The organism is Bartonella clarridgeiae ATCC 51734, from assembly GCF_000518185.1.
Taxonomy (GTDB): Bacteria; Pseudomonadota; Alphaproteobacteria; order Rhizobiales; family Rhizobiaceae; genus Bartonella; species Bartonella clarridgeiae.
Genome location: NZ_JADC01000010.1, coordinates 103,656 through 127,201, shown reverse-complemented (window position 1 = coordinate 127,201; position 23,546 = coordinate 103,656). Strand labels below are relative to the sequence as shown.

Below are 23,546 nucleotides of genomic sequence, written 5' to 3'. Positions count from 1 at the left end.
ATAAAAAATAAAACTATCTAATGAAGATAAAAAATCAAATAAAATTTAACAAAATCAATTATTTAAAAATAAAATTTTTATTAACTTTATTACAATACAGTTTATGAAATAAACTATATATATTTTATGTGAATAACTTATAAACGGCTCTTAATTAAGAATAGTAGTAATAATAGTGGACAGATATATTTAACGAATCGGCTTAGCGATTTTCCACTAAATTTATATACGGAGAACATTGAAAAGGGTCACTGGTGAGCGCGCAGGGATTCGAACCCTGGACCTACTGATTAAAAGTCAGTTGCTCTACCGGCTGAGCTACGCGCTCCCAAATAAGCTAATCTTGCTTATGGAAAGTGAATGGAACATACGATTGACTTTTCATTTGGTCAACACTTTATTAAAAAAATACTATTAAAATTTTGTTTAGTTCGCTTGTCTTAATTATCATTGCACATCATAAAGTTTTTTTCATTCTTATTGTATTTAGAAGAGAAATTATAATCTTATATTAGAGAAGCATAAGTTTTTAATACTATATAGATAGTGGAAATTAAATTAAATACATTTGCATAGATAATATCAAATGTTTAAACAAAGATAATAATCAATTATTGTCTCTTCATTGTTCATCGTAATCAATAAATAAGAAAATGTATCTCATCAATAGAAAATAACCTAAAATAGGTGAGTTTATATTTATAAAAAGCACCCTATTTTTTCTAAAGAATGTTAAAATAAGGATAAAACATCTGATTTGAAAATATTCGAATCAATTCTCTTGTTAAGAAAGAAAATTATATACTTGGGAAATAAGTAAATATTTTAAACATATAGATAAAAATTTCTAATTTATAGTATATATATTCTTCAATATAAAAAAAGATAAATTGTTCTTTCCTCTTTTCCATTTTTAAAACAAAAAATAAAGCAAAGTGTTTTGCTTTATTTTGCAAAAAATTGTAGAAAAATTATGGAATACATATGTTTTGTTTTCTACTTGTTTCTTTTTCGATTTTTTGATTGGAATGTTGAATGCTAACATGTAAACAATATGAGCTGCTCCTATTCATTCACAGTCATATGAAAGAAATTGGTGTTCCACCTTCCTTTGATGAGATGAAAAATGCGTTGGAACTTGCTTCAAAATCTAGTATTCATAGACTTGTTACAGCTTTAGAAGAACGGGGCTTTATACGTCGTTTACCCAATCGTGCTCGTGCAGTAGAAGTTGTTCGTCTCCCTGATAAGGTAACATTTAATCTTTCTCCAGCTCGTAAAATTTTTCCAAGTGTAATACAAAAAAATAAAAGAAAAATATCAAAAAATTCTAGTAATGTTAATATTTCTATTATCGAAGATAAAAAAAATATCACTATTCCTATTATGGGGCGTATCGCTTCTGGTGTGCCTATTTCTGCTATTCAACAACAAACAAATACACTTTCTCTTCCATCAAGTATGATTGGTTTAGGCGAGCATTATGCTTTAGAAGTTAGAGGTGACTCTATGATTGAAGCAGGAATTCTTGATAGAGATACTGTAATTATAAAATGTCAAAATGTAGCAATGCCAGGTGAAATTATTGTTGCATTAATTGACAGAGAGGAAGCAACTTTAAAACGTTATCGACGTAAAGGAGCTTCTATTGAATTAGAAGCTGCAAATCCTCATTATGAAACACGTATATATGGACCTGAGCGTGTAAAAATACAAGGAAAGCTTGTTGGACTTATTCGTCGATATTAAAAAAAAATAATTATTTGATATCTTATGGTATTTTTTTTCGCTTTATGTTATGCGTGCCAACAGAGTATATAAAAAAAGTCCAAATGACTTTGTAAAAACTCTTATGTATGAAGAAAAGCATTCAAACATTTAATTTTCTTTTATAGTAAAAATAAAGAATAAAATTAGATCTTCATTAAAAAATTTACAGGAATATTATGGTAGTGCCTCGTATTAGTTTTGTTTCTCTCGGTTGCCCAAAAGCACTTGTAGATTCTGAGCGCATTATTACACGCCTTCGTTCTGAAGGTTATGAGATCTCAAATAAACATCAAGGAGCTGATTTAGTTATTGTTAATACCTGTGGTTTTCTTGATTCTGCTCGAAATGAATCATTAGCCAATATTGATGAGGCTCTCAAAAATAATGGAAAAGTTATTGTAACTGGATGCCTAGGTGCTGAGCCTAATGTTATTCTTCAAGCATATCCTAATGTAATAGCGATTACTGGGCCACAGGATTATGAAAGTGTTATACAAGCAGTTCATACAGCAGTCCCTCCAGTTCATGATCCTTTTATAGATTTAGTTCCTCCACAAGGTATTCGTTTAACACCTCGCCATTACGCTTATTTAAAAATTTCTGAAGGATGTTCCAATCGATGTAGTTTTTGTATCATCCCTACTCTGCGTGGTAATCTTACTTCACAGCCTATAGGCGATGTTCTTCGCGAAGCAGAAAAACTTGTACAAGCAGGTGTAAAAGAAATTTTGGTTATTTCACAAGATACCGGTGCATATGGGATCGATATTAAATACGCTGAAAGCATTTGGCAAAATCGCGTTATCAAAACAAAATTTTTAGATCTTTGTCGCGAACTAGGGGAGATGGGGATTTGGGTGCGAATACACTATGTATATCCCTATCCTCATATTGATCAAGCTGTTGAGCTTATGGCTGCAGGAAAAATTCTTCCTTATTTAGATATTCCTTTTCAGCATGCATCACCAACGGTTTTACGTAATATGAAACGTCCTGCTCATATCGAAAAAACAAACCGTAGAATTGAAAAGTGGCGAGAAATTTGTCCAGATCTTACTTTGCGTTCAACATTTATTGTTGGTTTTCCAGGAGAAACCAACGAAGATTTTAATATGCTTCTTGAGTGGTTAGAAGAAGCAAAAATTGAACGCGCTGGCTGCTTTAAATATGAAGCAGTAAAAGGTGCTGTAGCAAATGATCTTGGATTAGAAAACATTCCAGAAGAAGTAAAAGAGAATCGCTGGCATCGCTTTATGATAAAACAACAAAAAATTTCTGCAGATCTTTTAAAGAAAAAGATTGGAAAAAGACTTCAAGTTCTTATCGATGAAACGCAAGGTAAAATCGCTAAAGGTCGTAGTAAATATGATTCTCCGGAAATAGATGGTGTTGTCCATATATCATCTCGGAAATCACTTCGTATAGGTGAATTTGTTACCGTTAAAATTGAGCAATCAGATTCTTATGATCTTTATGGCACTGTAGTTTGAAAATATTAAAAAGCTTAAATTTATTTTTAATTATAGTAAATTCTTAAAAGAGAAAAGTTTTTTATCAAGCAAATGACTTGGACGAACATTTGTCAAGGCACGAATCATAGTGTCTTTGCGTCCTGGCATTTTCCTTTCAATATCATCAAGCATTTTTTTCATTGCATTGCGCTGTAGGCTATCCTGATTTCCGCAAAGATTACAAGGAACGATAGGGAATTGCATTGCTTGAGAAAATTTTTCCATATCTTTTTCAGCAGCATAGACTAGAGGACGCAAAACAAAAAGATCTCCCTCGTCATTTATCAGTTTTCCAGGCATAGCTGCTAATCGGCCTCCATGGAACAGATTCATAAAAAATGTTTCTAAAACATCATCACGGTGATGTCCAAGTATTACAGCAGAACACTCCTCTTCACGTGCAATACGGTATAGATGTCCACGTCGTAACCGAGAACAAAGTGAGCAATATGTTTGTGTTTGTGTTAATTTATCTGTAACAATTGAATAAGTATCTTGATACTCAATACGGTATGGAATCTGATGATAATTTAAAAAATCAGGAAGAATATGCTCTGGAAAGCCTGGTTGACCTTGATTAAGATTACAGGCTAAAATGTCGACAGGTAAAAGGCCACGCCATTTTAAATCAAGCAGAAGTGCCAGTAAACCGTAAGAGTCTTTTCCACCTGATAAAGCAATAAGCCATTTTTTTCCCGAAGAGAGCATAGAAAAATCATCTAATGCCTGCCTTATATGGCGCAAAAGCCGTTTGCGTAATTTATTAAATTGTACAGTTGAAGGAGCAACCCGGAAAATCGGATGACAATCATCAGCCTTTTCTTCCAAAGGATCGCTTGTATACCTATTCTTTTCCATTACACAAAATTTGATTAAGGTTTTATTTATAATATCATAACTCTGTATATTACAACGGCTTAGTCCTGCAATAGTAAATAGATACCTTTATTTATTATCAGGGATAATTGCTACTTCTAATAAATACAAAATAGCATAACAATCTCTAATACATAAAAAAATTAAAACAATGATCTCTGTATCAAAGCTTAACGAGAGTAGAACTCAACAACCAAATTAGGTTCCATATGAACAGCATAGGGAACATCTGTAAAAGCAGGTATACGAATAAAGGTCGCTTTCATTTTGTTATGATCTACATCAATATACTCAGGCACATCACGCTCAGCTAATTGTATAGACTCTAAAACCAAAACAAGTTGCTTTGATTTTTCACGAACCTCAATCACATCACCTGGTTTACAACGGTATGATTGAATATTTGTCCGTCGACCATTTACATTAACATGGCCATGATTAATAAATTGACGAGAAGCAAAAATAGTAGGCACAAACTTTGCACGATAAACAATAGCATCTAAACGCGATTCTAAAAGACCGATAAGATTTTCACTCGTATCGCCACGACGACGAGCAGCCTCTTCATAAGTTTTACGAAATTGCTTTTCTGAAATATCACCGTAAAATCCTTTTAGCTTTTGCTTAGCGCGCAACTGCACTCCATAATCAGAGAGTTTTCCTTTACGGCGTTGACCATGCTGCCCAGGACCATATTCACGACGATTAACTGGAGATTTTGGACGACCCCAGATATTTTCTCCCATACGGCGGTCAATTTTATGCTTTGTTGATTCACGTTTACTCATCGCATTTCCTTTGAATAAAAAAATAAGATCAAAAATTAGATCTTAAGGAAACGCACCCTCCTCTGTTTTCAAAAAAGAAAACTGACAGAACAATCTATGCGCTAATTGCAAAATTATCCACGGGACACGTCAATTAATGATCTTTATTGCAAAAATCTTGCTATGATTTCTACTTATCTTAGAATCTAAAGTCAACTCCCTTCATTATATTTAACTGAAACTTTTGCAATAAATACTCAGTTGAAGAACTTATATTTTGTGACGTAAACAAAGCAAAATCTTTATGTTTTTTCATATTCTTGTTTTGCATTTTGATTGGTAATATTGGTAATAAAGACCTTATGCGTTTAGCTACAGCTTTTGCCGGATCAATCCAATCAACTGGCCATAACGCTTGTTCACGAAATAAATTGATCAAAAAAGGATAATGTGTGCAGGCTAAAACAACAATATCAGTTAATTTGCCATTTTTCTCAATAAAGCATGGTAAAATTTCATGGCGTAATTCTTCTTCATTGATAGGATATCCACGTAAATAATTTTCAGCAAATCCTGCGAGCTTTTCACTTCCGACAAGCTGCACATGACATTGACCAGCAAAAGAATTAATTAATTCATGCGTATATGCACGTTTAACTGTACCAGGAGTTGCTAAGACTGAGATAATACCAGATTTTGTTTGTTCAGCTGCTAATTTAATTGCAGGTACAGTTCCTACAAAACAAATATTAGGAAATTCTTGCCGTAAATCTTCTATTATTAGTGTAGAAGCTGTGTTGCAAGCAATCACACATAAAACAGGATTATAAAGTTTTAGAAGATATGCAAAAATCTTTAAAATACGACGTCTTAAAATTTCTTCTTCCCAGACACCATAAGGAAATGCTGCATCATCGGCAATATAGATAAATTGGTATTCAGGAACAAAAAGGCGTACTTTTCTCAATACCGTTAGTCCACCAATACCACTATCAAAAAAAAGAAGAGGTTTTTCACTCATTAGGTATTCACATTTGTTTTAATTTTTTTGCTATCACCTCCTTCGAGGGGGGCTCCACTACCTCGTGGAAATTTAGGTGAAAAATGATCCAGTGAAGATATAATTCCTCGTAGGAGCTGAATTTCAGATTCGCTAAAATTTGCGCGTGTAAAAACAGAACGTATATTTGTAACCATTACTTTTTTACGCTCTTGAGGTCTAAAATATCCACGAACATCCAGAGCATCTTCCAACTGTGATAAGAAACCATGAAGTGTCGCTTTATTAGCTGGTTTTAGCTCTACTGCACGAAATGCTGTATCATTTAAATCTTCCAAACCTGATTTCATCCATTCGTAAGCTATCAACAAAACTGCTTGTGCTATATTAAGCGATGCGAAAGCAGGATTAACTGGAAAAGTAATAATCTCATCAGCGAGGCTAATTTCATTATTTTCTAATCCCCACCTTTCTCTTCCAAATAAAATACCTGTCTTATGACCAATATTCTCGTAATAACGCAAAATATTTGCTGCTTCTACAGCACTTTTAACAGTTTTAAAACCGCATCTCTCACGTGCTGTCGTAGCGTAAACATAATTTAAATCTGCAATTGCATCGCGTAATGTATCAAAAATTAGTGTATCATTAATGATATGATCTGCTTTGCTGGCAGTAGCCTTAACTTTTTCATTTGGAAATATCTCTCGTGGTTTGACAAGTCGAAGCTTCGATAAACCAAAATTGGCCATCGCTCTTGCTACCATACCAATATTTTCTGATAATTGTGGTTCAACTAAAATAATAATTGGACCATTCGTTACATTTTGACATTTCCTGTTTGTTCCGGCCATTCACTTCACCAATTTTTAAGTAAGTATTTCATGAAATAACCTTTGAGGGCGGTCGTAACTGATTTATTTTTGCAACTGATTCTATTTTATTGATTGGATAATCAACATAAATTTTTGAAGAAAAATAACCTAATATTAATATTTTAATTACAAAGACGTTATTAAAGTGCTAAATAACATTATTATGATCTGAGTTGAATTACAAGCTCATGCACTTTAATAAAGACTGTATGTTTTTTGTTTCTAAACTTCATCCTGCAAAACTTATTTGTCGTTATAAACGCTTCCTTGCTGATGTCAAAAAGAATGATCAATATATCTTTACGGTTTCTGTTCCTAATACTGGTTCGATGCTTGGATTAACAGCTTCTGATTCTAATGTTTGGCTTTCATATCATGATGATTCAAAACGGAAATACCCGTATCGATTAGAAATTGTTGAAGCAGACAACACCTTAGTTGGCATTAATGCAAACTTAGCAAATAAACTTGCTTTGGAAGCAATTCAAGGTGGGGTATTGACCGAATTTAGTGAATATAAAACAATCTTGAGCGAACAACGCTATGGGCAATCACGTATTGATTTTCTCTTAAGCAATAACGATTTGTCTGAATGTTATTTAGAAGTAAAAAATGTTCATTTCATCCGCCAAAAGGGATTAGCAGAATTTCCAGATACTATAACGAAACGTGGTGCACGCCATCTTGAAGAGCTCATAAAAATTGTGCAACAAGGGAAACGAGCAGCTATGTTATATGTAATTCAACGAGCAGACTGTTCAGCTTTTACAATTTGCCGTGACCTTGATCCCATTTATGGATGTAAATTTGATTTAGCATTAAAATCGGGGGTAGAATTTTATGCTATAAAATGTCACGTAAGCGTCGAGGGTATTTTTCCGATTCACCAAGTAAAGATAGAAAATAGAAAAAATGGTTAGTTATATCGAATATAATAAAACTTCCTTAAAATTTAATGGACAAATCCGTATTTTCGATGATTACGCTTTTTCTCAAATGCGTAAAGTGGGTCGTATTGCAGCAGAGTGTCTCGATGCACTTAACGATATTATTAAGCCTGGTATTACAACACAAGAAATTGATGATTTTGTTTTTGTTTTTGGAGCTGAGCAAGGTGCTTTGCCAGCTGATCTGAATTATCGCGGATATGGCCATTCATGTTGTACATCGATTAATCATGTTGTTTGTCATGGCATACCAAATGAAAGATCTTTGCAAGAAGGTGATATTGTCAATGTTGACGTGACATTTATTCTTAATGGTTGGCATGGAGATTCAAGCCGTATGTATCCCATTGGAAAAATTAAGCGTGCTGCAGAACGCTTATTACAAATAACTCATGAGAGTCTCATGAGAGGAATTGCTGCAGTAAAACCCGGAGCAACTACAGGTGATATTGGTGCAGCTATTCAGTATTATGCAGAATCTGAACGTTGCTCAGTTGTAAGAGATTTTTGTGGACATGGAATTGGTCAACTTTTTCATGATGCACCAAATATTTTACACTATGGAAAACCAGGTGAAGGCGAAGAGCTTAAACAAGGCATGATATTTACTATTGAACCTATGATTAATCTTGGTAAACCACAAATTAAAGTTTTATCTGATGGTTGGACTGCTGTTACTCGCGATCGTTCTCTTACGGCACAATACGAACATACAATTGGTGTAACAAGTGATGGGTGTGAAATATTCACTCAATCTCCTAAAAACATTTTTTATACTTTAAATTCACATGCTTAAATAAATGTAGAAATATCATGGCAAAAAAAACCAATAAAAATGGAAACGCCAAAAACAGTCACTTTGAACTAACATCAAGTGTTCCATCTCATCCAGTGCCACAAGTGCTAAAAAAGAAAAATTCAAAGATAAATAAACATTATCAAGGACATCGTGAGCGTCTTCGTAAACGCTATTTAAAGACGAAAGGTAATGCAATTGAAGATTATGAATATCTTGAATTATTGCTTTCTCGTACTATCCTTCGAGCAGATATAAAACCAATAGCTAAAAACTTATTAGCGAGTTTTGGTTCGTTAGCTGATGTATTGAAAGCTGATATTCATCGACTTCAAGAAATTGAAGGATGTGGTCCGGCTACTGCTATCGATCTAAAAATTATTTCAGATGTAGCAGGACGTCTTGCTCGTGCACAATTGTATAAACGTGATATTTTTTCATCATGGGATAAAGTATTGGCTTATTGCAAAGCTGTAATGGCTCATGAAACACGCGAGCAATTTCGTGTGTTATTTCTAGACAAAAGGAACGGTTTGATTTCTGATGAAGTACAACAAACTGGAACTATTGATCATACCCCTGTTTACCCTCGTGAAGTTATTTCTCGAGCGTTGGAATTATCTGCATCAGGATTGATCTTAATTCATAACCACCCTTCAGGTAATGCTTCACCTTCTAAAGCAGATATATCAATGACATATAGATTAAAAGATGCTGCAAACGCATTAGAAATTACCATTCATGATCACATTATTATCGCACGTAATAACTATACAAGTTTTAAAGAGTTAAAGCTTATATAAAAATTCATTAGAGAGAAATTTCATTTAATTACAATAATTTATCAATTGTCTAAGTCGATATCTAATATGGCCATGGAAAAATTATAAGATATTTCACCCTCCTCCTCATCGCGATAAATAATACCTAAAAATTCATCTCCGATATAAACTTCGCAAGAATCATCTTTTTTAGGCCGTGCCTTTATTTTTAAAGATGAATTTTGAAATTTTGTTTTAAAGTAACTATCAAGTTTTTTGATTTCATCAACATTCACTGCACTCTCCAACATTTTAGATGACTAACTAATATCTTGTTGATCAATAAGCTGCTCTTATTACCATCGTTAAAGATAGAAGATTTATTTTAAATTCTCAATCAATAATCTATGTATAAGAAAAATTACTTTTTATAAACTTTACTAAATGCTCTTTACCAAAATTTGTAATATTAAAACTTATTGTCTGATGCATAAAATAAAAAACTCGGTACTCATTACATCCTTCAGAGTTATATAATAGACGTATTGTGTATTTCATTTAATACATCATGCATTATTTATCTTTTATAAAATCTTAAGGGAAATTTTTGTTTGGATTTTTACTAATTTTGATATCAAAAAAACTAAAAAACAGGAGATGTATGGTAAATATATAATTTATTCAACGAATTAATATCATTGATATCCTACAGTTAAGGTTATAAATTGATTTTAAATGCAATATCATAAATTTTAATTATTGTAATTGTTTGTAAATAATTGCGATATATTCGATTTTTTTATAAAAAGCGAGCAATGAATTATGCATTTTTTATCAATATATCATTATATTAGCTAAAATTTCTCGTTTCTTGTGGATTATGCGCCATTTGATGATAAAAAATTGCATGAAGTGCATAATATATAAACAAACATAAAGTTATAGGGAATGAGATCCATGTTTGCTTTTAAATCTGAATTTTTGCATATTATGAATGAACGGGGATTCATTAATCAAATTTCAGATAAAAAAGGTTTAGATGATCTTTTTTCAAAGGAAACTGTAACTGCTTATATTGGGTTTGACCCTACAGCTTCGAGCCTACATGCTGGAAGTCTTCTTCAAATTATGATGCTTTATTGGTTACAAAAAACTGGTCATCGCCCTATTGTATTAATGGGTGGTGGAACAGGTTTAATTGGTGATCCATCCTTTAAAGATGAAGCTCGACGTCTTTTAACACACAATGATATTGCTGAAAATATCACGAGCATTGAAAAAATATTTACCAAATACTTGACGTTCGGTGATAAAAAAACTGATGCATGTATTGTGAATAATGTTGAATGGCTATGCCATTTGAATTATCTAGAGTTTTTACGCGATGTAGGAAAATATTTTTCAGTTAATCGCATGTTATCGTTCGATTCTGTTAGACTTAGACTCGAACGTGAATACTCTTTATCATTTCTTGAATTCAATTATATGATTCTGCAAGCTTATGATTTTGTAGAGCTTAATAAGCGTTATGGCTTACGGTTACAAATGGGTGGTTCCGACCAGTGGGGTAATATTGTAAATGGTATTGAATTAGGACACCGCTTAGGAACACCGCAATTATACGCGTTAACTTCTCCATTGCTTACAGCTTCTTCTGGTACAAAAATGGGTAAATCACTAAATGGTGCTATATGGCTCAATGCAGATATGCTTTCTCCTTATCAATTTTGGCAATATTGGCGTAATACAGAAGATCTTGATGTTACGCGATTTTTAAAGCTTTATACTACATTATCAATGACTGAAATTGCCAAACTTTCTGCATTACAAAGTACTGAAATTAATGAAGCAAAAAAGATTCTTGCAACAGAAGTTACAGCAATGTTACATGGTCGTGCTCTCGCAAATGAAGCGTTAGAAACTGCACGTAAAACCTTTGAAGAAAAAACATTTGGAGAAAATCTTCCAAGCATTGAAATAAATGCTACAGAATTAAAAATAGGTATTGGATTGCTTACTCTTTTAGTACGGGCAGGACTCGCTAAATCAAATAGTGAAGCGCGTCGATATGTTCAAGGTGGAGGTGTACGTATAAATGATCAAATTATTGAGGATGAGATGTATTTTATTGTTGAAAAAGATGTCAATGCAAATGAAGTAATTAAGCTGTCTTTTGGTAAGAAAAAACATGTTTTAATTAAGCCAATATAATCAGTTATAATTGCTTAATTGATGAATAAAAATTATATTTTGGGGTGAGACTCTTTAATTCATTTCTGATTATATTGGCACCAGCATATTATAATAGAGAAAAGTTTTTTGAGTAATTTATCATATAGTTGAATAATTATTTTGCTATATATTCGTATCTTGTGAAATGATTTTACATAAAAAAGAGAGATAATGCAATGACAAGATCAATGAAGGGTGAGACCGCTCCTAATTTTAATTTACCGCGTGATGGTGGAGGTCAATTATGCCTTTCTGATTTTAAAGGAAAACCAGTTGTCTTATATTTTTATCCAAAAGATGACACGACTGGATGCACAAATGAAGCGATTAATTTTACCCGATTGAAAGAAAAATTTGATGAAATCGGGGTCACTATTATTGGTATATCTCCAGATAATATTGCTAAACATGATAAATTCAAAATAAAACACAAACTTGATATTATCCTTGTTTCAGATGAAGAAAAAACTACACTTGATGCTTACGGCGTTTGGGTTGAAAAAAGCATGTATGGGCGTAAATACATGGGTGTCGAACGGAGTACTTTTCTAATTGATTCAACTGGAAAAATCGCTGAAGAATGGCGTAAAGTTAGCGTATCTGGACACGCCGAAAATGTTTTAGCAGCTGCATGTGCTATGTGCGGCGGCTGTACAGTACGGTAATGCTACATAATTAATTAATATCTTCAAGCTTTTGTTTTTTTCCTTGAACACGTTGGGCAAGTGCTGCTTCTATAAATATATCTAGATCACCATTCAGTACAGTTTGTGGGTCAGTATTTTCAACTCCTGTACGCAAATCTTTGACAAGTTGATAGGGTTGAAGAACATAAGATCTAATTTGATGACCCCAACCAATTTCTGTTTTAGAAGCCTCAACTGCGTTAGTTTCTTCTTCTCTTTTTTTTAGTTCCTCTTCATAAAGGCGTGCACGTAACATCGACCAAGCTGTTGCTCGATTTTTATGTTGAGAGCGCTCCGTTTGACATTGAACAACAATACCAGTTTTTATATGCGTAATACGTACTGCTGAATCTGTTGTATTAACATGTTGCCCTCCAGCTCCTGATGCACGATACGTATCAATACGAACATCTGCATCTGACAGATCAACTTCAATATTTTCATTAACAACTGGATATATCCAAATGCTTGCAAAAGAGGTATGTCGTCTTGCATTTGAGTCATATGGCGAAATACGAACTAAACGATGAACACCTGATTCTGTCTTTAATAAACCATAAGCATTATGCCCTTTTATAAGAAGAGTAGCTGATTTGATACCTGCTTCTTCACCATCATGAGTTTCTAGTACTTCAACTTTCATTTTATTCTGTTCAGCCCAACGACTATACATACGCAAAAGCATAGAAGCCCAATCTTGGCTTTCTATTCCCCCTGCTCCAGCATGAATTTCTAAATAAGTATCATTTGAATCTGCTTCTCCTGAAAGAAGCATCTCAATTCGTCGCTTGTCTATTTCCTTTTTAAGTTGAAGTATTGTATTTTCAGCTTCAGCAATGATTCCCATATCATTTTCTTCTTCACCCATTGCTATTAGTTCGATACATTCCTCAAGCGTTTGTGTGAATAATTGAGTGCTATTCATCGAATTTTCAAGATTTTGACGTTCACGCATCACATCTTGCGCTTTTTGTGCATTATTCCAAAGCAATGGATCTTCTGCTTTTTGATTGAGATACTCAAGTCGTTTTAGTGACTGATCCCAGTTAAAGATGCCTCCTTAGCAAGCCAATTGCTTGCTGAATTTCATCGACTAATGTTTCTATTTCTGCTCGCATAATTTAACACCTTAGCCATTATATTTTTAATATTTTAAAATTATAATTCTTTGGATTTTTCCATTCTAATAAGTTTTATAAAGTTATTTATTCCATCTCAATTATGAATAACAAGGCAAATATTATTCATGTTTATCTATCATATTAAAAGAATTATTTTCCAATTAATATAATCCACCGCCACCATCTTGGAGAGCTTTATTGACCTGTGGAGAAGTAGTAACTGTTGGAACCCCTTCTTGAAAAAAATCTGTTCCACCAATCACTTGATATATATCAGCAGGGCCCGTTCCTGGTTTAAATGCTTCTATGATAACGTCATCATCTTCTGCTTGAGCGAGCATACCTGTTTTGCGATTAATTGGCATTAAAATCATATCTTCTGGTATTTTAAACGGTACATCTGGTTTCCCTTGCAGAGCAGCTTGTATAAACTCACCAAAAACTGGTACCCCTAATGAACTTCCTGTCTCGTTGTATCCCAATGAAGCCGGCTGATCATACCCCATAAAAACACCAACCACAAGATCAGGTGTAAATCCTATGAACCATATATCTTTAGAATTATTGGTTGTACCTGTTTTACCAGCGATATGTCGATTAAGATAACGTAAACGTGCAGCTGTACCACGCTGAACAGCTCCCTCCATCATAGATATAATTTGATAAGCTGTCATAGAGTCAAGGACTTGATCTCGTTCATCAATTAATGTCGGTTCACTTTGATTATCCCACGATTGAACATTACAATTTGCACATAGACGATTATCATGACGGTAAATAGTTCTTCCGTAACGATCTTGAATTCGATCTATAAGAGAAGGTTTAATAGAACGTCCACCATTAGCAATAACTGAATAAGCTGTTACCATCCGTAAAAGTGTCGTTTCTCCAGCTCCTAAAGCCATGGGAAGATAAGGTTGCAATTTATCTGTAAGACCGAAACGCTCTGCATATTCAGAAACAAGAGACATACCCATATCATTGGCAAGCCGCACAGTCATAAGATTACGGGAGTATTCAATTCCATAACGTAATGTAGAAGGTCCTGCAAATGTACCACCATAATTTTTAGGTCGCCAGATTTGCCCATTAATTTGACGTATCTCAAGGGGACCATCTAAAATTACTGATGCTGGTGTATATCCATTATCGAGCGCTGCGGCATAAACAAAGGGCTTAAAAGCAGAACCTGTTTGGCGATAAGCTTGCGTTGCACGATTAAATTGAGATTCAGAAAAGGAAAATCCTCCTACCATTGCAAGAACACGTCCTGTATGAGGTTCCATAGCAACAATCGCCCCTTCAATTTTGGGGATTTGTTGCAAACGATAAATATCATTACTATTTGATACTTTTTCAACAAAAATAACATCTCCAACATGCAAGACATTCGATAAACTCTGAACAGTTTTCCGATGACCATTTTTGTCAATAACACTCAATGCCCATTTTGATTCAGATTGAGATAATATAGCAATTTCTTTTTTTTGTGACAGTAAAACTGAATTTTGACGCTGTGGCTGCAAACCAATCTTTACTGTATTACCATCAGTAGAAAGAACAACTGCTAAGCGCCATTCAGGTAAATCGCTGAGTCCCGTAATGCCTTTGAGCGCAGTATACCAATCATCTTGAATATTGATATGTTTATAAGCTCCACGCCATCCTTTCAAATGATCAAATTTCATTAAACCATTTCTCAAAGAACGCTGCGCAATAAGCTGCAAATTCGGATCGAGAGTTGTACGAACTGAAAGTCCACCTTCATAAAGGGTTGTAGATCCATAGAGATTTATTAAATGACGGCGTATTTCTTCAGTAAAATAATCAGCAGCAAAAACATAGTTGTCACGACCACGTATCACTGTTCCTAAAGGCTTTTTTTTAGCTTGTTCACCTTGTTCTGATGTTATGTATCCATTTACAATCATCCTATCTATAACCCAATTCCTCCGATCAATAGCGCGTTGTGTATACTTGAATGGATCATAATTTGCTGGGCCTTTAGGAAGAGCAGCCAAATAGGCACATTCTTCTAAAGTAAGTTCACCCACAGACTTATTGAAATAGGCCAATGAAGCCGCTGCAACACCATAGGTACCACGACCAAGGTAAATTTCATTGAGATAAAGTTCAAGAATATGGTCTTTTGAATAAGTTTTCTCAATACGCATTGCTAAGATAGCTTCTTTTAGTTTACGTTCAAGTGTTGCATCTGAACTTAAAAGGAAGTTTTTAGCGACCTGCTGTGTAATTGTTGAAGCCCCTTCTGGACGTTGGCCAGAACCAATATTCATAATATTTTTGATTAGGGCCCTAGAGAGCCCTTTAGGATCTAAACCGAAATGATGATAAAAATTCTTATCTTCAGCTGAAATAAAAGCTTCTTTAAGAGTTTTTGGTATTGATTTGATTGATAAATAAAGACGATGTTTTGTAGCAAATTCTGCCATAAGACGACCATTCGCAGCATGGACACGTGTCATCACAGGTGGTTCATATAACGAAAGAACCTCATAATCAGGAATCCCTTTAGCTTGACTAAGAGCCATTATAGCCCACATCATAGTTCCACAAAACCCAATAGCTCTAGAAAAACTCAGAAAATATCTAAAAAAAATCATCATTGAAATAGGCATCGCTTTCTTTAGAATTGATCAGAAGGAACATACTTTATTTACCATTTATCCCTGATAGGATGTAATTTTCACTGAATTGAGACAAATACAAGATTATTATTTATTTTTCATACTAAGATTAATATCGTTTACTTTATTTCTCCATATATTTAAAGCGATTCCATAATTTTCTGTCGGTCTGCTGCAAATTGGCGAATGGAATCAGCAATAGCAACAGCCATTCGCTTTCTCCATTGAGGATCATTTAATAATTTCTCATCCTCTTTATTAGATAAATAGCCTATTTCTATCAATATAGAAGGAACATCTGAGGCTTTTAAAACTAAAAAATCAGCGTATCGATGAGGTTTATTTATCAAATTGATTTTACTCTTTGATAAGTTTAAAATAACGCGATCAGCGAAATTAATCGAGAATATCTGAGTTTCACGTCGAGTAAGATCAATTAAAATATCTGTAACTTCGGGTATTTCTTCTGCTGTTAATCCATAAAGAAGATCTACTTTGTTTTCATGATCAGCTAAAGATTTTGCAATCGCATCAGATGCTTTATCAGAAAGAGTATATACTGTAGCTCCACGAAAAGAATGAATGTTAATACTATCTGCATGGATAGATATAAAAAGATCAGCATCAAAATCTTTTGTTTTTTTGACTCTTTCGCTTAATCTTAAAAATTCATCAGAGTCACGCGTTAAAATGACATGAATATTAGAGTCTTTTTCTAATTCATCCCGTAATGCACGAGCAAAGATAAGTGTTATATTTTTTTCTAAAATTCCAGTAATACCTCGTGCACCGCTATCAATTCCACCATGACCAGGATCAAGAACAACACGAAAATGACTCTTTGGATTTATTTGTGTTGTTATATTATGATAGATTTGTTGTTGATTTTTCAATATTTCATTAAAATTTTTCTGTGAGCATTGAGTAATGTCAATTAATATTTGCCATAAGCCATTGTCTAATTTTTCCACTCTACTATTCTTTACAGCAAAAGTGTTTTTACTCGTGAAAATAATGCGTGAAGCTCGCATATCAGAAAAATCATAATGCACATCCAATAGCATATCCGACAACATATTTTGGTTATTTGGAGATTTATCCTGCATTGAAAAATCAACTATGGGTAAATTAATAACTAAACGTGTAGGTGTATCTAAAATCTGTAAGTGAAAATTTGGTTCAGCATTAAAAACTGCAATGATACGTGTAGATGAGTTATCATTAATGGTTCGCAAATTAATAAGTTTTAATGCATTAGCGGCTTGAATATGAGGCTGAAACATTAAAAAAAATAATAAATAGCATGCAAAATGTAAAAAAACATTCCTATAATCAGTTTTCGACTTTTTGTTAAAGAATCGTTTAATCATTAGTGAAATGCTTTTTTCATATTCGTTATTAATTTAAAAGTATACGTTATATTTTTCAATTAAATGCTGAATTTTTTAGCCATAAATGTTAAAAAAATCAAATTAATGCAGTGATTATATTGTACTGTATTGTCCAGAATTTATATTATTACTTGCCAAAAGCACAATATCAACATAAAAGAATATTTTAAGATTCTTAGGCGATGTAACGATCTAATATTGACAAATTTATTGATAATTCATGTTAAGTTGTCTTTAAAAGGTTTATCGCATACTATGCATTTAGGCTTTTTAAAAGTCTTTATTCCTTAATAAAGTAGGATTGCGTTATTTAAGATTCGTTGGTTCGGTTATCTGAACTGTTTTCGAAATTGTTTTGCCGGAGACTTAAAAATATGAGTCACATAAAACAGACAGAAACAATAGTAGCAAATGCTATAATGTGTGTGCGTATAAGAGTCTGTTCTATTACATCGGCCTCCTTTTTTTATGGCAGACAGCCCTTTATTTTTGCAAATAGTTGTACTGTTGGTTTGAATAAAGTTATGCATGTCGCCTTCAGGATTTTAACTTATGTCAAACAAAATGCTTATCGATGCCTCTCATCCAGAAGAAACACGTGTTGTCGTCGTTCACGATAATAAAATTGAAGAACTTGACTTTGAGTCAGAACATAAAAAACAACTTAAAGGGAATATTTATTTAGCGCGTATTACGCGTATAGAACCATCACTTCAAGCCGCTTTTGTTGAGTATGGTGGTAACCGTCATGGCTTTTTAACCTTTGCAGAAATTCACCCTGATTATTATCAAATTCCTGTTGCCGATCGTCTTGCTCTCCTTGAGGAAGAGAAGGCCGTTATTAACGAAAGTTATGGGGATGATCCCATTGAGGAAACAATCCAAAATAAAAAAAGCTTAAGGAAAACAAAAAAAGATAAAAGCAATAGTTTTATGGCAACGGATATTGAAAATGATATCATATCTGAAACAATTATAGCTGATGATGCCGAAGAAATACCTGATTTTTCCAATGATGACATCGAAATGGTTGGAGCAGAAGATGCACTTGAAGAATTACCTACCTATCGGCGTAAACAGGGGTGTCAATATAAAATTCAGGAAGTAATTAAACGTCGTCAAATTTTATTAATCCAAGTCATCAAAGAGGAACGTGGTAATAAAGGTGCAGCACTTACGACTTATTTGTCACTAGCCGGTCGCTATTCTGTTTTAATGCCCAATACAGCTCGGGGGGGTGGTATTTCACGGAAGATCACCAATATACAAGATCGCAAACGTCTTAAAGAAATTGTAAAAGAATTAGCGGTTCCAAAAGGTATGGGAGTTATTTTACGAACAGCTGGAGCAAATAGAACAAAAGCTGAAATTAAACGTGATTATGAATACCTCATGCGGTTATGGGATACTATTCGCGCCTTGACACTTAAATCAACCGCTCCTTGTTTAATTCATGAAGAAAGTAATCTTATAAAGCGTTCTATTCGTGATCTTTATAGTAAAGATATTAATGAAATTCTTGTTGCAGGTGATCAAGGATATCGTGAAGCTAAAGACTTTATGCGCATGCTTATGCCAAGTCACGCAAAAGTTGTTCAACCCTATCGTAATCCTATTCCTATTTTTGCGCATAATGATATCGAAACTCAGCTTGATAAAATGTTGCATCCGCAGGTTAGTTTAAAATCTGGAGGCTATCTTGTCATTAACCAAACAGAAGCACTCGTTGCTATTGATGTAAACTCTGGTCGTTCTACTAAAGAACATTCTGTTGAAAAAACAGCATTACAAACCAATCTTGAAGCTGCAGAAGAAATAGCGCGTCAATTACGTTTACGTGATCTCGCTGGTTTAATTGTGATTGATTTCATTGATATGCTAGAAACCCGTAATATTAAGCTTGTAGAAAAAAAATTGAAAGATTGTTTAAAGAACGATCGCGCTCGTATTCAGGTTGGTCATATTTCACATTTTGGCCTTATGGAAATGAGTCGTCAACGTATTCGTGTATCTGTTCTAGAAAGCACTACACAACCTTGCCCACATTGCGCTGGAACTGGAAATATACGCTCTGAATCATCAATCGCTTTACATGTTATGCGTTCAATTGAAGAGTATCTTCTCCGCAACTCACAGTATAATATTATTGTACGCACATCCGTAGCAACAGCACTTTATGTACTAAATCATAAACGCAATATTCTTGTTAATTTAGAAACACGTTTTGGGCTTAGTATTAATATTGAAGCGGACGATAGTATTGGAACGCAACATCTTGCTATTTCTAAAGGCTCAATAGCAAAGGGCAATTCTTTTACTTCGACGGTTATCGAAGATAATGATAAAAACACTGTCTTAATGACAAGCAAAACTACTAAAGATACAACATCAGTTGAAAATAACAAACGGCGTCGGCGTAAAAACAACAAAATTGAATCTAATAACGATGGCATTCTTGCTGATGCTCATAAAGATAATACTCAAAATGATGATGATACTCGTCGTCGTGGACGTCGTCGTGGACGCCGCGGAGGTCGGCGTAATCAGGATAATAATTATCAGTTTCGTGTCCCTTATGCAGAACCTATTGGGGATTTTGCCAAGCAAGCTTTAGAAGAAATTAAAGCAGAATATCGCCAATATTATAATATTCCAGCTGCTGAACCAGTTGGGTTTAATAAAGGTACTCGTGGTTATAAAAGGCACTTAATCAGCACACAACAAGATGAAATTATAAAAACTCATGTTGCTATTAAATCTACAAAGCATAATGTGAAGTCTTCAGAGCCTTTAAAAAATAAACGGAGCCTTGTAAAGGATAAAAATATAACAACACCAAAACAAGAAGAATTTGTTGAAGAAAAATTAGTCACCAAATCTAATCGAAAACCTAAAATAAAAGCAATAAATGAATTCGCAAATGAAGTGAATGAAGAGATTTCTATAAACAAAAAAAATCAACGCTAAGGGCACGAAGAAAAGAAGAGACTAAGAAATTTGTTCAAACGACTGAAATAACAGAACAAGAACCTGTAATCGAAAAAAATGTTGAACAAACTTCTCCAGTTACAATAGCACCACCTATTGAACCTGTTGTGACATCATCAGGGGTAGAAACTGAAACTGATAAAAAAACTGGGCGTATTGGTTGGTGGAAACGCAAAGGTTTTTTCTCAAAAAAATAAATAATAAAGAATCGCTATAGAATTATATAATATTCTATAGCGATTTAAGCAAATAAATATCAAAAGATACCTTTAAAACACTTTTCAAATCTTTTCTTTAATTTGCTGTTTTCTTTGCTTTTTCTTGTTCAGCTCTCATACGATCTTCAATCTCTTTTTGTTTTGATTGAATAGCTTGTTGCAATTTTGTTTGTTCTTGTTGGAATGCCTTTTCGTCTATACCAGGACCTGTATACGCGGTAGTGAATCCTTTAAGAGAAAATTCTATAGGATTGGCTGTACCGCGGAAATTAACAGTGGTTATAACCATTTTTGAGCCAGCTTTCATAGCAGAAATTAGTTTATCATCTAAAACATCATTGGCAATACAGCTCGTTCCATTACAAATAACATAAGGAATCTTTTTAGAGAAATCATTCCCAATTTGAATATGAACACCTTCTGGTAGCAAGCGTCCCGTAGGCACTTGAAGACCTATGCGTTTTTCATTTTGTTTGCCTTTTATTTCGACTAAATTAATAGCTGTCAAAGGCTGACCGGTATGTGATACAACAGTGTTCATCGTATTACAAATATCAACATCATGCTGTTTATTGCAAACTTTATACCACCCTTGAGATAAACTCTGTGCATTTGCTGGAGTATGGATGACAAGAAAAGAAGCAATAGCTCCAGCTAATACTGAAACAGAAAAGTAAGTATTTTTATGCGACATGATTAAGTTAATCCTTTCAATACGCTTTTAGAATAATTTCCTAAATATAATAATTTCTAAATAGGAGATTAAACATAATTTTCAATTAAGTATAATTAAATTACAGAATGGTATTTTTTTATTCTTTTTAATTTAACACAAAGAAAAAAGTAAAATCTAGAAAAAGAAAGCTCATTAAATAAATAATTAACTCTTTTGTATTATGCATAGCATATTTTTTTATCTTATTAGCTTTTTTTCAAATTGATTCATAAAATATCCTCATCTATGAAATAGAATTAAAGAATCACCTTTGATTATGATGAAAATAAAATTCTATGTTATGTCATAGCTCTTGTTATTTTAAATTTTTTTTGACTTTTATAATTATAATTCTTCTTTGTTGTCGTAGTGCTATAGCGAATGGTATCGCTATGCACGGAACACCAAAATTATCAGATAATTTTGACTATTTTCCTTATGCTGATCCTAATGCAAATAAAAAAGGAAAAATTACCTATGGAGTTGTTGGGACATTTAATGGATTAAATCCATTTGTTATCCGTAGCTTTAGAACAACTGCGCGAGGTCTGTTGTCTGATGAGCAATTTTCTGGTCTTGTTTATGAAACAATGATGGTACGTTCTCGGGATGAAGCTTTTACGCTATACAGTCTTCTTGCAGAAAAAGTTGAGCTAAATGATGAACGTACTGAAATTATCTTTTTTCTTAATCCAAAAGCTCGTTTTTCAGATGGAAAGTATATAACAGTTGAAGATGTTTTATTTACAGTCAAATTGCTAAAAGATAAAGGAAGGCCACCCTTTGATCGATATATGAAACGTATAGAGTCTATCGAAAAAATTGGTTCTCATGGTATTAAAATGCGTTTTCCACATTCAAAAGATCGTGAATTTCCGCTTCTTTTGGCGAGTGTAATGCCAGTATTACCAAAGCATGCTATTAATGTTGATGATTTTGAAAAAAACGGCTTAGTTAAAATTCCGGGAAGTGGTCCCTATATTATTGAGCATGTTGATCCAGGAGAGCGGATTATTTATAAACGTAATCCCAATTATTGGGGCAAGGATCTCCCTGTTAATAAGGGCTTAAATAATTTTGATACCATTCAAATAGAATATTTTCGCAATAATACCGCACACTTTGAGGCTTTTAAAAAAGGTCTTGTTGATATTTTTATTGAAACCAATCCAAGTCGCTGGCAGCTTTCTTATAATTTTCCAGCTATTCGCGAAGGGCGGGTTATAAAAGAAAATTTCTCGAAAGGTACACCTGCCGATCTCATTGGTTTTGTTTTTAATACACGCCGTTCTATTTTTAAAGATAGAAAAGTACGCCAAGCACTTTCGATGCTTTTTGATTTTGAGTGGGTTAACCATCACCTTTTTAATGATATCTATACTAGAACAGAAGGCTATTGGGATGGATCTGTTCTTTCATCTATTGGAAAACCAGCAAGTGAAAAGGAAAAAGAACTTTTAGCGCCTTATCCTGGTGCTGTTCTTCCTGAAGTAATGAATGGACGTTGGCATATTCCTAAAACAGATGGATCAGGTATGGAGCGTCAGTCTGCTCAAAAGGCTTGGAAACTTCTAAAAGAAGCAGGCTTTACCAGAAAAAACAATAAAGCTATCACACCTGATGGTTTGCCTTTTAAATTTGAGATTATGACTCAAGCATTTGAAGAAGAAAAAGTTGCTCTTGCATTTCAGAGTACTTTATCACGTCTTGGTATTGATGTTGAGATAAGAACTGTTGATGATAGCCAATATCAAAATCGCTTAGGGATATTTGATTATGATATGATTATTGGCAAATTAAAAAATTCTCTGTCACCAGGTAATGAACAAATAAATCGTTGGGCTTCTGTTTCTCGAAATTTGAAAGGAAGTTTTAATTTTTCAGGAGCATCTGATCCCGCTATAGATGCTATGATAACAGCAATACTTGATGCACGCTCAGATACCGAGTTCATTGCAGCAGTGCGTGCTTTGGATAGAATTCTGATTTCTGGCAGTTATTATATACCGCTTTATCATTTACCTAAACAGTTTATAGCAAGGTGGTCATATCTTAAACATCCTGCATATACATCATTATATGGCTCTCGCCTTCAAACTTGGTGGCGAGAATAAGGAAAATAAAAACGAAAACAACCGTTACAAAAATTGTTTTAAATTTTATTTATTCAAAAATTTTTTTATATAAAAGTGCATGCGATTTGTTTGGAAACATTATATTATATAATCCTTTGTAATTCTTGCA

Annotated in this window: 19 protein-coding genes and 1 tRNA gene; 9 read left to right on the top strand and 11 right to left on the bottom strand. The window is 33.6% G+C overall.

The window, feature by feature from the left end; all coding sequences use genetic code 11:
- Positions 1-252: 252 nt before the first annotated feature.
- Positions 253-328: transfer RNA gene (locus tag T420_RS0102840), tRNA-Lys, on the bottom strand.
- A gap of 707 nt (positions 329-1,035) precedes the next feature.
- On the opposite strand from T420_RS0102840, the gene lexA reads away from it, so the two are divergent.
- Positions 1,036-1,749 carry a transcriptional repressor LexA gene (lexA, locus tag T420_RS0102835; RefSeq protein ID WP_026501122.1) on the top strand — a complete coding sequence of 238 codons (714 nt, stop codon included), beginning with the start codon at positions 1,036-1,038 and terminating at the stop codon, positions 1,747-1,749.
- Between the two features lie 197 nt (positions 1,750-1,946).
- A complete protein-coding gene (rimO, locus tag T420_RS0102830) occupies positions 1,947-3,260 on the top strand; it encodes a 30S ribosomal protein S12 methylthiotransferase RimO (protein ID WP_013545074.1) in 1,314 nt (437 codons plus the stop codon).
- A gap of 30 nt (positions 3,261-3,290) precedes the next feature.
- On the opposite strand, the gene ttcA is transcribed toward rimO, so the two are convergent.
- The 4 genes from ttcA to T420_RS0102810 all read right to left on the bottom strand — a co-directional run bounded on the left by ttcA (position 3,291) and on the right by T420_RS0102810 (position 6,778).
- Positions 3,291-4,139, bottom strand: coding sequence for a tRNA 2-thiocytidine(32) synthetase TtcA (gene ttcA, locus T420_RS0102825; RefSeq protein WP_026501121.1), 849 nt, complete (start codon positions 4,137-4,139; stop codon positions 3,291-3,293).
- A gap of 188 nt (positions 4,140-4,327) precedes the next feature.
- Positions 4,328-4,945: a 30S ribosomal protein S4 gene (gene rpsD, locus T420_RS0102820; protein WP_013545072.1), complete on the bottom strand. Its 618-nt coding sequence runs from the start codon at positions 4,943-4,945 to the stop codon at positions 4,328-4,330.
- Between the two features lie 178 nt (positions 4,946-5,123).
- Positions 5,124-5,945: a glutamate racemase gene (gene murI / locus T420_RS0102815; protein ID WP_013545071.1), complete on the bottom strand. Its 822-nt coding sequence runs from the start codon at positions 5,943-5,945 to the stop codon at positions 5,124-5,126.
- On the bottom strand, positions 5,945-6,778 hold the full coding sequence (locus T420_RS0102810) for an RNA methyltransferase (protein ID WP_013545070.1): 834 nt from the start codon (positions 6,776-6,778) through the stop codon (positions 5,945-5,947). Before T420_RS0102810 ends, murI begins: the two co-directional genes overlap by 1 nt.
- Positions 6,779-7,008: 230 nt before the next feature.
- Between T420_RS0102810 and sfsA the strand changes: the two genes are divergently transcribed.
- From sfsA to radC, 3 genes are read left to right on the top strand one after another with little or no spacing between them, the layout of a single operon-like run.
- Complete coding sequence (sfsA, locus tag T420_RS0102805; protein ID WP_013545069.1) at positions 7,009-7,719, top strand: DNA/RNA nuclease SfsA; 711 nt, start codon at positions 7,009-7,011, stop codon at positions 7,717-7,719.
- Positions 7,712-8,542 (top strand): type I methionyl aminopeptidase, encoded by an 831-nt coding sequence (gene map, locus T420_RS0102800; protein ID WP_013545068.1) that lies wholly within the window; start codon positions 7,712-7,714, stop codon positions 8,540-8,542. Before sfsA ends, map begins: the two co-directional genes overlap by 8 nt.
- A 17-nt stretch (positions 8,543-8,559) precedes the next feature.
- Positions 8,560-9,345 (top strand): RadC family protein, encoded by a 786-nt coding sequence (gene radC / locus T420_RS0102795; RefSeq protein ID WP_013545067.1) that lies wholly within the window; start codon positions 8,560-8,562, stop codon positions 9,343-9,345.
- A gap of 41 nt (positions 9,346-9,386) precedes the next feature.
- Here radC and T420_RS0102790 read toward each other — a convergent pair whose 3' ends face one another.
- A complete protein-coding gene (locus tag T420_RS0102790) occupies positions 9,387-9,599 on the bottom strand; it encodes a DUF3126 family protein (RefSeq protein ID WP_013545066.1) in 213 nt (70 codons plus the stop codon).
- 661 nt (positions 9,600-10,260) lie between these two features.
- Here T420_RS0102790 and tyrS point away from each other — a divergent pair.
- Positions 10,261-11,514, top strand: a complete 1,254-nt coding sequence (gene tyrS / locus T420_RS0102785; RefSeq protein ID WP_013545065.1) for a tyrosine--tRNA ligase — start codon at positions 10,261-10,263, stop codon at positions 11,512-11,514.
- Between the two features lie 197 nt (positions 11,515-11,711).
- The gene (locus tag T420_RS0102780) at positions 11,712-12,200 is read left to right on the top strand and encodes a peroxiredoxin (RefSeq protein ID WP_013545064.1); all 489 of its coding nucleotides are present in this window, start codon (positions 11,712-11,714) and stop codon (positions 12,198-12,200) included.
- 10 nt (positions 12,201-12,210) lie between these two features.
- On the opposite strand, the gene prfB is transcribed toward T420_RS0102780, so the two are convergent.
- From prfB to T420_RS0102765, 3 genes are all read right to left on the bottom strand, one after another.
- Positions 12,211-13,339, bottom strand: a protein-coding gene (gene prfB, locus T420_RS0102775; protein WP_155914833.1) for a peptide chain release factor 2 whose coding sequence is annotated in 2 segments (ribosomal slippage) — positions 12,211-13,269 and positions 13,271-13,339 — 1,128 coding nt in all. Because the reading frame shifts where the segments join, the coding sequence is not laid out codon by codon here.
- Between the two features lie 164 nt (positions 13,340-13,503).
- A complete protein-coding gene (locus T420_RS0102770; protein WP_026501119.1) occupies positions 13,504-15,969 on the bottom strand; it encodes a penicillin-binding protein 1A in 2,466 nt (821 codons plus the stop codon).
- Positions 15,970-16,130: 161 nt separating this feature from the next.
- Positions 16,131-17,360 carry an N-acetylmuramoyl-L-alanine amidase family protein gene (locus tag T420_RS0102765; RefSeq protein WP_026501118.1) on the bottom strand — a complete coding sequence of 410 codons (1,230 nt, stop codon included), beginning with the start codon at positions 17,358-17,360 and terminating at the stop codon, positions 16,131-16,133.
- Between the two features lie 573 nt (positions 17,361-17,933).
- On the opposite strand from T420_RS0102765, the gene T420_RS06875 reads away from it, so the two are divergent.
- Positions 17,934-20,348, top strand: coding sequence for an Rne/Rng family ribonuclease (locus T420_RS06875; protein ID WP_013545060.1), 2,415 nt, complete (start codon positions 17,934-17,936; stop codon positions 20,346-20,348).
- A 34-nt stretch (positions 20,349-20,382) separates the two neighbouring features.
- Here the strand turns inward: T420_RS06875 and T420_RS07500 are convergent, their stop codons facing one another.
- Both T420_RS07500 and T420_RS0102755 read right to left on the bottom strand, forming a co-directional pair.
- A complete protein-coding gene (locus tag T420_RS07500) occupies positions 20,383-20,544 on the bottom strand; it encodes a hypothetical protein (RefSeq protein WP_244392190.1) in 162 nt (53 codons plus the stop codon).
- A 119-nt stretch (positions 20,545-20,663) separates the two neighbouring features.
- Positions 20,664-21,281, bottom strand: coding sequence for an invasion associated locus B family protein (locus T420_RS0102755; RefSeq protein WP_013545059.1), 618 nt, complete (start codon positions 21,279-21,281; stop codon positions 20,664-20,666).
- A gap of 413 nt (positions 21,282-21,694) precedes the next feature.
- Here T420_RS0102755 and T420_RS0102750 point away from each other — a divergent pair, with 413 nt between their 5' ends.
- Positions 21,695-23,416, top strand: coding sequence for an extracellular solute-binding protein (locus tag T420_RS0102750; RefSeq protein ID WP_013545058.1), 1,722 nt, complete (start codon positions 21,695-21,697; stop codon positions 23,414-23,416).
- Positions 23,417-23,546: the final 130 nt, after the last annotated feature.

Bases quoted from the DNA above. Each gene is read 5' to 3' on its own strand.
- lexA (WP_026501122.1), top strand. From the start codon at position 1,036: ATGCTAACATGTAAACAATATGAGCTGCTCCTATTCATTCACAGTCAT.
- rimO (WP_013545074.1), top strand. From the start codon at position 1,947: ATGGTAGTGCCTCGTATTAGTTTTGTTTCTCTCGGTTGCCCAAAAGCA.
- ttcA (WP_026501121.1), bottom strand. From the start codon at position 4,139: ATGGAAAAGAATAGGTATACAAGCGATCCTTTGGAAGAAAAGGCTGAT.
- rpsD (WP_013545072.1), bottom strand. From the start codon at position 4,945: ATGAGTAAACGTGAATCAACAAAGCATAAAATTGACCGCCGTATGGGA.
- murI (WP_013545071.1), bottom strand. From the start codon at position 5,945: ATGAGTGAAAAACCTCTTCTTTTTTTTGATAGTGGTATTGGTGGACTA.
- T420_RS0102810 (WP_013545070.1), bottom strand. From the start codon at position 6,778: ATGGCCGGAACAAACAGGAAATGTCAAAATGTAACGAATGGTCCAATT.
- sfsA (WP_013545069.1), top strand. From the start codon at position 7,009: ATGTTTTTTGTTTCTAAACTTCATCCTGCAAAACTTATTTGTCGTTAT.
- map (WP_013545068.1), top strand. From the start codon at position 7,712: ATGGTTAGTTATATCGAATATAATAAAACTTCCTTAAAATTTAATGGA.
- radC (WP_013545067.1), top strand. From the start codon at position 8,560: ATGGCAAAAAAAACCAATAAAAATGGAAACGCCAAAAACAGTCACTTT.
- tyrS (WP_013545065.1), top strand. From the start codon at position 10,261: ATGTTTGCTTTTAAATCTGAATTTTTGCATATTATGAATGAACGGGGA.
- T420_RS0102780 (WP_013545064.1), top strand. From the start codon at position 11,712: ATGACAAGATCAATGAAGGGTGAGACCGCTCCTAATTTTAATTTACCG.
- T420_RS0102770 (WP_026501119.1), bottom strand. From the start codon at position 15,969: ATGATGATTTTTTTTAGATATTTTCTGAGTTTTTCTAGAGCTATTGGG.
- T420_RS0102765 (WP_026501118.1), bottom strand. From the start codon at position 17,360: ATGATTAAACGATTCTTTAACAAAAAGTCGAAAACTGATTATAGGAAT.
- T420_RS06875 (WP_013545060.1), top strand. From the start codon at position 17,934: ATGTCAAACAAAATGCTTATCGATGCCTCTCATCCAGAAGAAACACGT.
- T420_RS0102755 (WP_013545059.1), bottom strand. From the start codon at position 21,281: ATGTCGCATAAAAATACTTACTTTTCTGTTTCAGTATTAGCTGGAGCT.
- T420_RS0102750 (WP_013545058.1), top strand. From the start codon at position 21,695: ATGCACGGAACACCAAAATTATCAGATAATTTTGACTATTTTCCTTAT.